This is a genomic window from Pseudomonas resinovorans NBRC 106553, from assembly GCF_000412695.1.
Taxonomy (GTDB): Bacteria; Pseudomonadota; Gammaproteobacteria; order Pseudomonadales; family Pseudomonadaceae; genus Metapseudomonas; species Metapseudomonas resinovorans_A.
Genome location: NC_021499.1, coordinates 4,448,782 through 4,463,761, shown reverse-complemented (window position 1 = coordinate 4,463,761; position 14,980 = coordinate 4,448,782). Strand labels below are relative to the sequence as shown.

At 64.6% G+C, this 14,980-nt stretch carries 4 protein-coding genes; 2 read left to right on the top strand and 2 right to left on the bottom strand.

The genetic code is table 11. The annotated features are described in order from the left end of the window. Window position 1: 1 nt before the first annotated feature. Together ssuD and msuE are read right to left on the bottom strand one after the other, a co-directional pair. Entirely contained in the window at window positions 2–1,153 is a 1,152-nt protein-coding gene (gene ssuD, locus PCA10_RS20175; RefSeq protein WP_016493927.1) for an FMNH2-dependent alkanesulfonate monooxygenase, read from the bottom strand. A 10-nt stretch (window positions 1,154–1,163) separates the two neighbouring features. After that, window positions 1,164–1,727, bottom strand: a complete 564-nt coding sequence (gene msuE / locus PCA10_RS20170; protein WP_016493926.1) for an FMN reductase — start codon at window positions 1,725–1,727, stop codon at window positions 1,164–1,166. Window positions 1,728–2,001: 274 nt separating this feature from the next. Between msuE and PCA10_RS20165 the strand changes: the two genes are divergently transcribed. Continuing rightward, complete coding sequence (locus PCA10_RS20165; protein ID WP_016493925.1) at window positions 2,002–3,075, top strand: sigma-54 interaction domain-containing protein; 1,074 nt, start codon at window positions 2,002–2,004, stop codon at window positions 3,073–3,075. A gap of 772 nt (window positions 3,076–3,847) precedes the next feature. After that, the gene (locus PCA10_RS20160; RefSeq protein ID WP_016493924.1) at window positions 3,848–14,158 is read left to right on the top strand and encodes a peroxidase family protein; all 10,311 of its coding nucleotides are present in this window, start codon (window positions 3,848–3,850) and stop codon (window positions 14,156–14,158) included. The last annotated feature ends 822 nt before the right edge of the window (window positions 14,159–14,980 follow it).

Below are 14,980 nucleotides of genomic sequence, written 5' to 3'. Positions count from 1 at the left end.
CTCAGCCGGCCGCCTGCCGGGTGGCCGGCAGCACGTCGTTGGCGATCATCTCGCCGAAGGGCCCGGTGAGGTTGGTGACGCCGCGTCCGGCCAGGCTCGCGTAGGGCTCGGGCAGTAGCGGGAACACCAGCTCGGCGAAGCGGTAGGCCTCTTCCAGGTGCGGGTAGCCGGAGAAGATGAAGCTTTCGATGCCGAGGTCGGCGTATTCCTTGATGCGTGCCGCCACTTGCTGCGGGTCGCCCACCAGGGCGGTGCCGGCGCCGCCGCGAACCAGGCCCACGCCGGCCCAGAGGTTGGGGGCGATTTCCAGGTTGTCGCGACGCCCGCCGTGCAGCGCGGCCATGCGCCGCTGGCCTTCGGAGTCGAAGCGGGCGAAGGACTGCTGGGCGGCGGCGATGGTCTCATCGGAGATGTGTTCGATCAGCTTGCTGGCCGCGCTCCAGGCCTCCTCGGCGGTTTCCCGGACGATCACGTGCAGGCGGATGCCGAACTTGACGGTGCGGCCATGGCGGGCGGCGCGTTCGCGCACGTCGGCGATCTTCTTCGCCACGGCCTCCGGCGGCTCGCCCCAGGTCAGGTAGACGTCCACCTGTTCACCGGCCAGGTCATGGGCCGCATCGGAGGAACCGCCGAAGTAGAGCGGCGGGTAGGGCTTCTGGATGGGCGGGTAGAGGGCCTTGGCGTTCTCCACCTGCAGGTGCTTGCCGGCGAAGTCCACGGCTTCGCCCTGCAGCACGCGGCGCCAGATGCGCAGGAATTCGTCGGTGACTTCATAGCGCTCGGCGTGGCTGAGATGGATGCCATCGCCGCGATTCTCGTCCGGGTCGCCGCCGGTGACCACGTTGATCAGCAGGCGGCCGCCGGAGAGGCGGTCGAGGGTGGCGGCCATGCGCGCGGAAACCGTGGGCGAGATGATCCCCGGGCGGATCGCCACCAGGTAGCGCAGGCGCTCGGTCAGCGGCGCCAGGGCCGAGGCCACCACCCAGGAGTCCTCGCAGGAGCGGCCGGTGGGGATCAGCACGCCGTAGTAGCCGAGGCTGTCGGCGGCCTGCGCTACCTGCTTGAGGTAGGGCAGGGAGACCGGCCGGGCGCCCTGGCTGGTGCCGAGGAAATGGCCGTCGCCGTGGGTGGGGAGAAACCAGAAAACGTTCATGTCGGGTCCTTCAGGCGATCTTCAGCAGGTCGGCGGCGTTGTCGGCGAACAGTGGTACGGCGCGCTCGGCGGCGAGGGCGATGCGGGCTTTCAGGGCGTCGCTGGCAATCTGGTAGTTGTCGAAATCGGCCTCTGAGGCGTAGACGCCGATGGGCAGTGTCAGCGACTGGAAGAAGCTGAACAGCGGGCGCAGCTGGTGGTCGAGGACCAGGGCGTGGCGCTCGCTGCCACCGGTGGCGGCCAGCAGCACCGGGGTGTCCACCAGGGCGTTGAGGTCGATCAGGTCGAACAGGTGCTTGAACTGGCCGGGGTAGGAGCCGCGATAGACGGGGGTGGCCACCACCAGCAGGTCGGCGGTCTCGATGGCGCGCAGCTCGTGCTCGACGGTCTCCGGCAGCTCCTTGCGCGACAGCGCGCCGCCCACGGAGCGGGCGATGTCGCCCAGTTCGATGAGGTGGCTGCGGATGGGCAGGTGCTTGCCCAGCTCGGCGACTATGGCCTGGGTCAGCACCAGGGTGCGGGAGGGGCGAAAGGTGCTGCCGGTGACGGCGACCACGTTGATCGGTTTGCTCATGGGGTATTCCTAGTGATGTTGCACGGTGTGCAGCAAGCCAGAGCAAGGGGCGTACCAAGGCGCCAAGTGTGCGAATTCCGGGCATTTCGCCGCGGTTTACAGGCAATGGCTGATCAAAAGGCAACAGTTGTGCTGATGAAGTGTTGCCTGGGCAACACTTGGCGAGAAAATCGATATATGCATTAATCGAATATATAAATATCAATCAATAATTTTTTAATCTATATGGGTTCGGGCATGATGCAGCTGCGCTTTCGGATGCCAGGAATGCACCATGTCTCTGCTTACTCTCCCCAATGCCCGTGAACTGACCAAATCCGTACGGGCCACCGTGCTGGTGTTCAAGGACCCGGTCTCCGAGGAACTGCTTGGCCGCATCGAGCGCCTGGCGCCCAGCGAGGCCAATGCCTTGATCATTGGCGAAACCGGTACCGGCAAGGAGCTGGTGGCCCGACATATCCACAACCTCAGCCGCCGCGCTGGCGGCCCCTTCGTCGCGGTGAACTGCGGTGCCTTCGCGGAAACCCTGGTGGAGAGCGAGCTGTTCGGCCACGAGAAGGGCGCCTTCACCGGCGCGACCGGCAGCAAGGCCGGCTGGTTCGAAGCGGCCAACGGCGGCACGCTGTTTCTCGACGAGATCGGTGACCTGCCGCTGAACATGCAGGTGAAGCTGTTGCGGGTGTTGCAGGAGCGCGAGGTGGTGCGGCTGGGCTCGCGCACACCCATCCCCATCGATGTGCGCCTGGTGGCCGCGACCAACGTCAATCTGGCGGACGCGGTGATCGCGGGACACTTCCGCGAGGACCTCTTCTATCGACTGCACGTGGCCAGCATCAAGCTGCCGCCCCTGCGCGAGCGCAAGGGCGACATCCTGCCCCTGGCCGCCTTCTTCCTCGACGAGCACTGCCGGCGCCTGGGCTACACCCCGGCGACCCTCAGCGAGGAGGCCGAACGCAAGCTGCTCGGCCACAGCTGGCCGGGCAATATCCGCGAACTGGAAAACGCCATCCACCACGCCCTGCTGGTTTGCCGTAACCGCCAGGTGCAGCCGGCGGACCTGCACCTGGTGGACATGCGCCTGGCCGCCACGCGGCACGACCCTTCCCAGGCCTCCGCGCGACCGGCCGACCTGGAAGAGGCCCTGCGGGCGCTGTTCGAGGAGAACCATCCGGATCTCTATGAACAGATCGAGGAGCGGCTGTTCCGCTCCGCCTACCGCTTCTGCCACGGCAACCAGCTGCAGACGGCACGCCTGCTGGGCATCAGCCGCAACATCGTACGGGCGCGGCTGGAAAAGATCGGTGAGCTGGAAGTGGCCAGCCGCAGTCCGGGCATCCGCCTGGCCTGAGGGCGCACCCGGCGCTTATCCAGGTAATGCCCGCGCAGTAGCCCGGATGCAATCCGGGGGGCTCGCTCCCATCCCTCATCCCTTCGGAAAAGACGGTTTTCTGACTCACTTAATCGTGGATTTTGCAAGGAATGGCCTGGGCCTTCCGGGCGGTGGCAAACAGCGGATTAACGGAGTGAGAATGCTTGGATGGCTCTATTCCGGGGCTTTCAGCGGTTGGTGATGGCCCCCAGAATGGGTGGGGATGGCCCCGAAGTGCCATCCATTCGCATCTTTGTAAGAACTTATTTCGGTATTAATAGCTTATAAAACAATGAGTTAATTGATCGAATTGGTCGGAAATAGTCGTTCCGACGGTCGCTTGACAGTGTTTTTCGACGAATCTTTAGTCAGGTGTGTAAGAAATTGTTTCGTGTTGCGGGCAGCTGCATCGTGAGGGCGCTGCAGCCTTAGCCGGGAAACAATCAACGCTAGGGAGATCGTCATGAGCACTGTTTCGCGAAACCCATCCCCTGAGGCAATCGCGCCTATTGTCCTGCACCTTTCCGAATTTCACGGTCCGCCGGGTCGATGACCCGGCGTCGGCGTCTTCGCGCCGACGTCTCCAGGGATAGAACCTCCTGCTGAAGAGCATGAATCGCGCTTGTACCAGCGTCGCTTCAAGGTAGGCGTCATCTAGTCCCCCAAATCCCGCAGTCAAGTCGAAGCGTGGCGCATGTCCTTGCTGCCATGGCGCACGCCCCTACGCAGTCGGAATTGAGGAAACAACAAAATGGCCAATTTCAACCTGTCGGACCTGGACTTCATTCTTCAGCAGATTCTCATCTCCGAAGCCCACGCTGCGGGCCAGGATCTCACTGACCTGCTACCCAACGTGCAAGTGCCTTTCGGGCTGCGCACCATCGACGGCTCGTTCAACAACCTGTTCACCGGGCAGAGCGAATTCGGCGCGGCGGACAACAGCTTCCCGCGCCTGCTCGACCCGCAGTTCCGTACCGCCGGCGACAACCCGTTCATTCCCGGCACGCAGATCACCAGCTATGCCCAGACCACGGGCAACGTGTTCGACACCCAGCCGCGGACCATCAGCAACCTGATCGTCGACATGACCGCCAACAACCCGGCGGCCGTGGCGGCCGCCGCGCAGACTCCCGGCTCGGCAACCATCACCAGCCCCGGTCTGGATGGCCTGTTCGGCACCGCCGATGACACCCCGACCCTGTACATCCCGAACATTGCGCCGGACGCCGGCCTGTCGGCGCCGTTCAACGCCTGGATGACCTTCTTCGGGCAGTTCTTCGACCACGGCCTGGACCTGGTGACCAAGGGCGGCAACGACACCATCTTCATCCCGTTGCAACCGGATGACCCCCTGTTCGTGCCCGGCAGCCCGACCAACTTCATGGTGCTGACGCGCTCCACCCAGGTGGACGGTCCCGGCGCCGACGGCATTCTTGGTACCGCCGACGACACGCACCACGAGGCGCAGAACACCACATCGCCCTTCGTCGACCAGAACCAGACCTACAGCTCGCACCCGTCGCACCAGGTATTCCTGCGTGCCTACGAGCTCGGTGCCGACGGCCAACCCCATGCCACCGGCAAGCTGATCACCAACCGTGCGCTCGGCGCCGACGGTGAGTTCGGCACCGCCGATGACGTGGAAATCGGCGGCATGGCCACCTGGGCGGTGGTCAAGGCCCAGGCCCGCGACATCCTCGGGATCAACCTGACCGACGCCAATGTGTTCGACGTGCCGCTGCTGGCCACCGACCCCTACGGCAACTTCATCAAGGGCCCGAATGGCTTCCCGCAGGTGGTATTCCCCGGCCCGGACGGGATCGCGGGTACCGCGGATGACGTGCTGGTCGAAGGCAACCCCGCCGCCAACGGCGGCCTGGGCATCAGCCTGGCCGGTGCCGTCGGCACCGGTCACCAGTTCCTCATCGATATCGCCCATAGCGCCGATCCGTCGGCAGCTCCCGGCCTGGTGCGCGACGGCAATGGCGTGATCGGCGGCGTGCAGCCGGCCGGCACCTACGACGGCGAACTGCTGGATGCGCACTTCATCGCCGGCGATGGCCGGGTCAACGAGAACATCGGCCTGACCACCGTGCACCATGTGTTCCACTCCGAGCACAACCGCCTGGTGGAACAGACCAAGGCCACCTTGCTGGCCTCCAACAACCTGGCCGAACTCAGCCCCTGGCTGGTGGCCGGCACCGCGCCGGCGACCTTCCCCATCACCCCGGCACAGATCGACGCCCTGCAGTGGAACGGTGAGCGGCTGTTCCAGGCCGCCAAGTTCGGCACCGAGATGCAGTACCAGCACCTGGTGTTCGAGGAGTTCGCCCGCACCATCCAGCCCCAGGTGGATGAGTTCCTGGCGCCGTCCGGCTATGACACCACCATCGACCCGTCCATCGTCGCCGAGTTCGCCCACACTGTTTACCGCTTCGGCCACTCGATGTTGACCGAGACCGTCGACCGCTTCGACGCCAACTTCAACCCGGTGACCGTCGACCCGCTGCACCCGACCAACGACCAGCAGATCGGCCTGATCGCCGCCTTCCTCAACCCCCTGGCGTTCGCCGCCAGCGGGCCGACCGCCGAGGAAGCGGCCGGCGCCATCGTGCGTGGCCTGACCCGCACCGTGGGCAACGAGATCGACGAGTTCGTCACCGAGGCGCTGCGCAACAACCTGGTGGGCCTGCCGCTGGACCTGGCGGCGATCAACATCGCCCGTGGCCGCGACACCGGCATTCCTTCGCTGAACGCCGCACGTCGCGAGTTCTACAACATGACCGGCGACGAGCAGCTGACCCCCTACAGCAGTTGGGTGGACTTCGCCGACCACCTGAAGCACCCGGAATCGCTGATCAACTTCATCGCCGCCTACGGCACCCACGCCAGCATCACCGGCGCCGTCGACATGGCCGCCAAGCGTGCCGCGGCCACTCTGCTGGTACTGGGCGGTGCCGGCGAGCCGGCGGACCGCCTGGACTTCCTGCACAGCACCGGCACCTGGGCCAGCGCCGCCAATGGCGTCACCACCACCGGCCTGGACCTGGTGGACTTCTGGATCGGCGGCCTGGCCGAAGAGAAGATGCCCTTCGGCGGCATGCTCGGCTCGTCCTTCAACTTCGTCTTCGAGACCCAGTTGGAGGCGCTGCAGAACGGTGACCGCTTCTATTACCTGTCGCGCACTGCGGGGATGAACTTCGGCACCGAGCTGGAGAACAACTCGTTCGCCAAGCTGGTGATGAACAACACCGATGCCACTCACCTGCCCAACGCGATCTTCACCACCCCGACCTGGATCCTGGAGGTCAACCAGGCCGCCCAGCACACCGGCCTCGGCGTTACGGGCCGCGATGATCCCACCGGTGGCATCGTCATCAACGGCGTGGAAATCACCCCGCTGGTGATGCGCGACGACCCCAACACCGCCGCCGTGGAAACCAACTACCTGCGCTACACCGGTGAGGACCATGTGGTGCTCGGCGGCACCGCCCTCAACGACACCCTCATCGCCGGCGAGGGCGACGACACCCTCTATGGCGATGCCGGTGACGACGTGCTGGAAGGCGGCTACGGCAATGACACGGTCATGGGCGGTGCCGGTGACGACATCATCACCGACGCCGGTGGCGACAACCGCATGGAGGGCGGTGACGGCAACGACGTGATCCATGTCGGCAACATGATGGCCGGCGGCGCCGGCAACCTGATCCTGGGCGGCAACGGCAAGGACTTCATCGTCACCAGCGAAGACATGTCCATCACCTTCGGCGGCCAGGGCGACGACTTCATCTATAGCGCCAAGACCAGCCTGCCGCCCACCGGTAACGAGGGCGACGACTGGATCGAATGGGGCACCCAGGACGGCGCGCCCGGCGACAACTTCGCCCCGTTGCTGGCTGACAACGTGATCGGCAACGACGTCTTCGTCGGCGGCGGCGGCTTCGACGAGATGATCGGCGAGGGCGGCGACGACATCTTCGTGGGCAGCGATGCCCAGGACAAGATGGACGGCATGTCCGGCTATGACTGGGTCACCTACAAGAACGACAACATCGGCGTCACCGTCGACCTGGCCCTGGCGGCGTTCCTCGGCATCGGCGAGGTGGGCGACCACATCGCCTTCCCGGTGGCCCAATCGCCGGCCTCGATCTTCGACCGCTTCGCCGAAGTGGAGGGTTTGTCCGGTTCCGCCTTCGCCGACATCCTGCGCGGCGACGACGTCGACCCGACCACCATCATCGACCATGGCGGCACCACTGGCGGCGCCCTCACCAACCTCGACCTGATCACCGGCCTGCGGGCCTTCCTCGGTGACCAGGCCTCGGTCGGCGCGGACGCCATCCTCGGCACCGCGGACGACCTGGTGGACACCTTCATCGGCGGCAACATCATCCTCGGCGGTGGTGGTAGCGACATCATCGAAGGCCGTGGCGGCAATGACCTGATCGACGGCGACCTGATGCTCAACGTGCGCATCAGCGTGCGCCAGAACATCGACGGCACCGGACCGGAGATCGCCACCTTCGACAGCATGGTGGACCTGATTCCGCTGATGCTGAACCACACCTTCAACCCGGGACAGCTGGTGGCAGTGCGTGAGCTGGTCGATGGCGGAGCGGACTTCGACACGGCCAACTACCAGGGCCTGGCCGCCGATTACACGGTGGTGGCCAATGCCGACGGTTCCTTCACCGTGACTGACTCGGTGGCCGGCCGCGATGGCATCGACCGCCTGACAAACATCGAGCGCATCCAGTTCTCCGACGCTACCCAGGTGCTGGTCCCCGGCCTGAACGCCGAGCCGGTTGGCAGCCTGACCATCACCGACAGCAATGGCGGCGACCTGCAGGTGGGCGACTTCCTCACCGTATCGCCGGCCGCTGTCAGCGACGCCGACAACCCTGGCGGCGACCTGACCAACGTGACCTATGTCTGGCAGGTGGAACGTAATCCGGGCACCGGTGTGTTCGAGGACATCATCGCCGCCCCGGCTGGCGACCTGGCCTTCCAGAGCGCCAACGGCCTGCGCTTCCGCATCACTCCGGACGTGGCCGGGCTGTCGCTGCGGGTCAAGGGCATCTACCAGGACGCCAATGGCGTGACCGAGCAGGTGTTCTCCGCGCCCACCGACGCGGTAGCCGCCTTCACTCCGCCACCTCCGACCACGGCGGTCGAACCAGGCCCGGCCATCACCGAGAGCGGCCCCGGCGTGCAGCTGGTGCGCGGTGACCTGGACTTCATCCTCGACCAGATCCGTATCGCCGAGGCCCATGCCTCCGGCGTCGACCTGCTGTCCCTGCTGCCCAACATCCGTACCTCGATGGGGCTGCGTACGGTCACCGGCGAGTTCAACAACCTGCTGAACTTCTCCGGGATCGACCAGAGCCAGTTCGGTGCCGCGGACAATGCCTTCCCCCGGCTGCTGCCGGCGGAGTTCACCGACGAGCAGGACGAGGCGGCCTTCAACGGCATCACCAACACCAACTACAACTCCAGCACCAACGTGGTGGACAGTGACCCGAGGACCATCTCCAACCTGATCGTCGACCAGACCAACAACAACCCGGCGGCCGTCGCCGCGGCCGCCGCCAATGGCGGCTCCACCCTGGTGACCAGCCCCGGCCTGGATGGCCTGTTCGGCACCGCCGACGACCAGCAGGTGAACCTCATCCCCAACGTTGCGCCGGACGCCGGTCTGACCGCGCCGTTCAACGCCTGGATGACCTTCTTCGGGCAGTTCTTCGACCATGGCCTGGACCTGGTGACCAAGGGTGGCAACGGCACGGTGTTCATCCCGCTGCAGCCGGACGACCCGCGCTTCGTCGTGGGTAGCCCGACCAACTTCATGGTCCTGACCCGCGCCACCCAGGTGAACGGTCAACCGGGGGTGAACGAGAACACCACCTCGCCCTTCGTCGACCAGAACCAGACCTACAGCTCGCATCCCTCGCACCAGGTGTTCCTGCGCGAGTACGTGTCGACCGCCAATGGTCCGGTGGCCACCGGTGACCTGATCACCAACCGCAACCTCGGTGCCGATGGCGAGTTCGGTACCGCCGACGACGTGGAAATCGGCGGCATGGCCACCTGGGCGGTGGTCAAGGCCCAGGCCCGTGACGTACTCGGGATCAACCTGACCGATGCCAACGTGTTCAACGTGCCGCTGCTGGCCACGGATGACTATGGCAACTTCATCAAGGGCCCGAACGGCTTCCCGATGGTGGTATTCCCCGGCCCGGACGGGGTCGCGGGTACCCCGGATGACGTGCTGGTCGAGGGCAACCCCGCCGCCAACGGCGGCCTGGGCATCAGCCTGACCGGTGCGGTCGGTACCGGGCACCAGTTCCTCGTCGACATCGCCCACAGCGCCGATCCGTCGGCGGCTCCCGGCCTGGTACGGGACAACAATGGCGTGATCGGCGGCGTGCAGCCGGCCGGCACCTACGACGGCGAACTGCTGGATGCGCACTACATGGCCGGTGACGGCCGGGTCAACGAGAACATCGGCCTGACCGCCGTGCACGCGATCTTCCACTCCGAGCACAACCGCCTGGTGGAGCAGACCAAGTCCACGGTGCTGGCCAGCAACGATGTGGCCTTCATCAACGAATGGCTGTTGGCCCCGGTCACCACCTTCCCCACCACGCCGGCCGAGATCGCCGCGCTGCAGTGGAATGGCGAGCGGTTGTTCCAGACCGCCAAGTTCGGCACCGAGATGCAGTACCAGCACCTGGTGTTCGAGGAGTTCGCGCGGACCATCCAGCCCAACGTCGACCCGTTCTTCGCGCCGACCCAGGTCTATGACGTCAACCTCGATCCCTCGATCGTCGCCGAGTTCGCCCACACGGTTTACCGTTTCGGCCACTCGATGCTGACCGAGACGGTCGACCGCTTCGACGCCAACTTCAACCCGGTGACCGTCGACCCGCTGCACCCGACCAACGACCAGCAACTCGGCCTGATCGCCGCCTTCCTCAACCCGCTGGCCTATGCCGCCAGCGGCCTGACCCCGGAAGACGCCACCAGTGCAATCGTCCGTGGCGTGACCCGCACCGTGGGTAACGAGATCGACGAGTTCGTCACCGAGGCGCTGCGCAACAACCTGGTGGGCCTGCCGCTGGACCTGGCCGCACTGAACATCGCCCGTGGCCGTGAAACCGGCGTGGCGACCCTGAACCATGCCCGGGCGCAGTTCTTTGAGGCCACCGGCGACTCCAACCTCAAGCCCTATGTGAGCTGGGCCGACATGGTGATGCACCTGAAGCATCCGGAGTCGCTGATCAACTTCATCGCCGCCTACGGCACCCACGACACCATCGACGTAACGGCGACCACCCTGGCCGAGAAACGCGCAGCGGCCACCGCCATCGTCCTCGGCGGTGCCGGAGCGCCGGCTGATCGGCTGGACTTCCTGAATGGCACGGGTGCCTGGACCGGCGTGGAAACCGGTCTGAACCTGGTGGACTTCTGGATCGGCGGCCTGGCCGAGAAGGTCACGCCATTCGGCGGCATGCTGGGCTCGACCTTCAACTTCGTGTTCGAGAACCAGCTGGAGAAACTCCAGGACGGTGACCGCTTCTATTACCTGGAGCGCACCGCCGGCCTGAACTTCAACGCCGAGCTGGAAGGCAACTCCTTCAGCAAGCTGATCATGGCCAACACCCATGCCACCCACTTGCCGGGCGTGGTCTTCCTCACTCCGGCCTTCACCCTGGAGGTCAACCCGCTGCTGCAGCACACCGGTCTCAACGAGGCCGGCCCGGATGGCATACAGGGCACCGTGGACGATGTGGTGGGCGCCGATGGCGTCGCCGGCAACTCCGATCCCCTGGGCGACAACCCGCTGCTGCCGCTGGTGGTCCGCAACAACCCGGCGACGCCCGGGCTGGATACCAACTACCTGCAATACAACGGACCGGACCATGTGGTCCTGGGCGGTAGCGCCGGCAACGACATCCTGCGCTCCAGCGAGGGTGACGACACCCTCTACGGCGACGGCGGCAATGACCGTCTGGACGGCGGCTACGGCAACGACTTCATCAACGGCGGCGATGGCGACGACATCATCACGGACGTGGGGGGTGACGACAACATCAAGGGCGACAACGGCAACGACGTGATCCAGGGCGGCAATGGCGTCAACCTGATCCTCGGCGGCTTCGGCAAGGACTTCATCATCACCGGTGAAGACGCCAGCGAAGCCTTCGGCGGCCAGGGCAACGACTTCATCCTGGGCTCCAAGGCCAACGAGCAGGACATGGGTAACGAAGGGGACGACTGGCTGGAAGCCGGCACCTCCGACGGCGCTCCTGGCGACAACTTCGACCCGGCGGGCAACGACCCGATCGCCGGCAACGACGTCTACATCGGCAGTGGCGAGAACGACAAGTTCAACGCCGAGGGCGGTGACGACATCATGGTCGGCAGCGCCGGCCAGGGCGACCGCTACATCGGTGCTTCGGGCTTCGACTGGGCGACCTTCAAGGATGACCCGCGTGGCGTCACCATCGATATCAGCGACCGCTTCTTCGACCAGCCTCAGTTGCCGGGTTCGGGGGCTTCGGTACTGGCCCGCTTCGACGCGGTGGAAGGGTTGTCGGGTTCCGCCTTCGGCGACGTGATCAGCGGCGACGATGCCGACGCCACGACCCTGCCGACGGCGGGGGCCAAGGGCAGTGTCCTGACCAACATCGGCCTGATCACCGGTCTGCAGGAGTTCCTCGGCGCCGGGGTGACCTTCTTCGATGCCGGCAACATCATCCTCGGCGGTAGCGGCAGCGATATCCTCATGGGCCGGGGCGGCGACGACCTGATCGACGGTGACAAGTGGCTGAACGTGCGCATCAGCGTGCGTGCGAACCTCGATGGCACTGGCGCGGAAATCGCCACCTTCAAGACCATGGCCGAAATGGTGCCGCTGATGGTCAGCGGCACCTACAACCCCGGTCAGCTGGTGATAGTGCGGGAGATCCTGCAGGGCACCGCCGCGCTGGATACGGCGGCTTATCGGGGCCTGTCGTCGGAGTATGACTTCGTCACCAACCCGGATGGCTCGGTGACGGTGACCGACCTGGTGGCCGGCCGTGACGGCGTCGACCGCCTGACCGGGATCGAACGCCTGCAGTTCACCGATGGCACCATCGACCTGTCCGGCACCGATGCACGGCCGGTGGGCGCGGTGAACGTCAGCGACGCCACGCCGGAAGTCGGCACAGTGCTTGTCGCCAACCTGGACGGCGTGACCGACGCCGACAACGTCGGCGGCCGGGTCACCGGACCGGTGGCCTACTACTGGCAAGTGGAAACCAACCCGGGCACCGGCATCTTCGAAGACATCACCTTCGTCGCCGCCGGCGAGGCGTCCCGCGCCACCGGCAGGACCTTCCGTGTCACGGACGGCCTGGCTGGCCTGGCACTGCGGGTGATGGCTATCTACAAGGACGCCAATGGTGTGCTGGAAACGGTGCTGTCGAACGTGACCGATGCGGTGTCGGCCACCCAGGTCAACGACCTGGCGACCGGGGTGCCGGCGATCAGCGACACCACGCCAACCCAGGGTCAGGTGCTCAGCGCGAATCGCGGCACCATCGCTGACCCGGACGGCACCACCACCTCGGTGTTCAACTTCCAGTGGCAGTTCTCGAGCAATGGCGGCGGCACCTGGGCCAACATCGTCGGTGCCACGGGGGCGAACTTCACCCCGGGTGCCGGGCAGGTAGGTCAAATGCTGCGGGTGGTGGCGAGCTTTACCGATGATCAAGGATTCGCCAACACGGCGACTTCAGCCGCGACTGCTCCGGCGGGCGGGCTGTTCACGGCGGCGGCCGGAGGTAGCACCCTAACGGGTACGATCTGGAGTGACATGATGATTGGTGGGGTTGGTAACGATGTCCTGGGTGGCCGAGAGGGGGACGATGTCCTGACCGGTGGTGCTGGCGATGACTTCCTCAACGGGGGGGCAGGGGCCGACCAGATGTCGGGTGGTACAGGGAATGACGCGTTCGTTGTTCACGATGCGCTTGATGTGGTGATCGAGTTGGCCGGGCAAGGAACGGATCAAGTGCAGACCTTCCTGACGAATTACACGCTGGGCGCGAACCTTGAGAACCTGCGCTATGTGGGAACGGCCAACTTCACCGGTGTTGGTAATACCTTGGGGAATACTGTGGTCGGTGCAGTAGGTAATGACACCCTGGGTGGGCGCGAGGGTAATGATCTGCTGATGGGTGGTGCAGGAGATGACTTCCTCAATGGGTGGACAGGGAATGACCAGATGTTGGGCGGTACGGGAAACGATGTTTTCCTCGTTCATGATGCGCTTGATGTAGTGGTGGAGCAGTCGGGTGAGGGAACGGACCAGGTGCAGGTTTTCCTGGCGAGTTACACGTTGGGGACGAACGTCGAGAATCTGCGCTACATGGGTACAACAGCCTTCACCGGTGTCGGCAATACCTTGGGGAATACCGTGATCGGTGGAGCCGGCAATGACACCCTGGGCGGACGGGAGGGCAGTGATATCCTGACCGGTGGTGCAGGCGACGACTTCCTCAACGGGTGGACAGGGGCTGACCAGATGTCAGGCGGTACGGGAAACGACGTCTTCATCGTTCACGACGCGCTTGATGTGGTGATCGAGTTGGCAGGGCAAGGGACGGATCAAGTGCAGACCTTCCTGGCGAATTATACGCTGGGCACGAACGTCGAGAATCTGCGCTACATGGGAACGGCGAACTTCACCGGTGTCGGCAATGGCCTTTCGAACACCATGCAAGGAGGGGTAGGGAACGATTCCCTGACTGGTGGACTGGGTAATGATGTCTTCCGCTTTGCCGCCGGCTTCGGCCAGGACCGCATCCTGGACTTCGACGCCAACCCGGCCGGTGGCCAGGACCGGATGGACATCGCCAGCCTGGGCATCACTGCGGCGAACTTCGCGACGAATGTGGTGATCACCGATGTCGGGGCGGATACCCGTGTGGCGATCGGGGCCAACAGCATCACCCTGGTGGGGGTTGCCGATGCCACCACCGTCACCCAGGCGGACTTCACTCTTGGGTAAGGAGGTCGCTGTCCATCAGTTGAGGAAAAGGAAAGGGGGTGGAGCATTCGATGCTCCACCCCCTTTTTTCATGTTGGGCGCCTCTACTTCGGTGTTTTCGGCCTGTGTCGTCTTTCTGGCGACACCTTTCGTAAGGCCAGAATTACCCGCTTTTCCCCCACCTCTGGGCCCCCATTCCCCAGCAAAAAACATGCCTCCGAATTGCCCGGATATCCCACTTGAGTCAACGGTTGTATTCCGCTGATAAGTGGGAAACACCGCTGCGGCCGCTCTAGAACGGGCATTTCAGTTGTAGGGAGAAGGGCGTGCCAGGACCGATATCAGAGTGCTACTGGATGTTGATCAAGGTCAGGCAGTCTTTATTTATAGCTTTCTTATTTAAAATCAATAATTTAGTGTGTTTTTACATTTGGTAATACATTGCGACGTTTTATTGACAGTGCTCTGGGCCGGGGCTTTAGTCAGGGTGTGTAGAAGCATGACCGTTTTTTGGCACGCAGCGACGTTGAGGGACGGCACTGCGAGCGCCACCACAAGAGTGCTAGGGAGAACACCGTGATGAGCATCGCTTCAGTCCAGCACCAGGGGTCGACCGGCCCCTCGATACCTGAGTCCACCCGGGTCCGCTTCCACGGCCCGCCTCGCACCTGACCGGACGCGCCGCCTTCGCGCGCGGCGCTGACAGGGACAAATCCAACCAGTCGGAACTGAGCCACTTCCAAGGCTTGGCGGGTTCGGCCGCGACTGCGATTTGCCCGGCTCGATCGCTTTCCATTTCGAAACGTGGAATCGCACCCGCGCGGGCGTGATTCGGCCTGACTT

Excerpts from the sequence above, each read along its gene's own strand:
- ssuD (WP_016493927.1), bottom strand. The coding sequence starts at position 1,153 with ATGAACGTTTTCTGGTTTCTCCCCACCCACGGCGACGGCCATTTCCTC.
- msuE (WP_016493926.1), bottom strand. The coding sequence starts at position 1,727 with ATGAGCAAACCGATCAACGTGGTCGCCGTCACCGGCAGCACCTTTCGC.
- PCA10_RS20165 (WP_016493925.1), top strand. The coding sequence starts at position 2,002 with ATGTCTCTGCTTACTCTCCCCAATGCCCGTGAACTGACCAAATCCGTA.
- PCA10_RS20160 (WP_016493924.1), top strand. The coding sequence starts at position 3,848 with ATGGCCAATTTCAACCTGTCGGACCTGGACTTCATTCTTCAGCAGATT.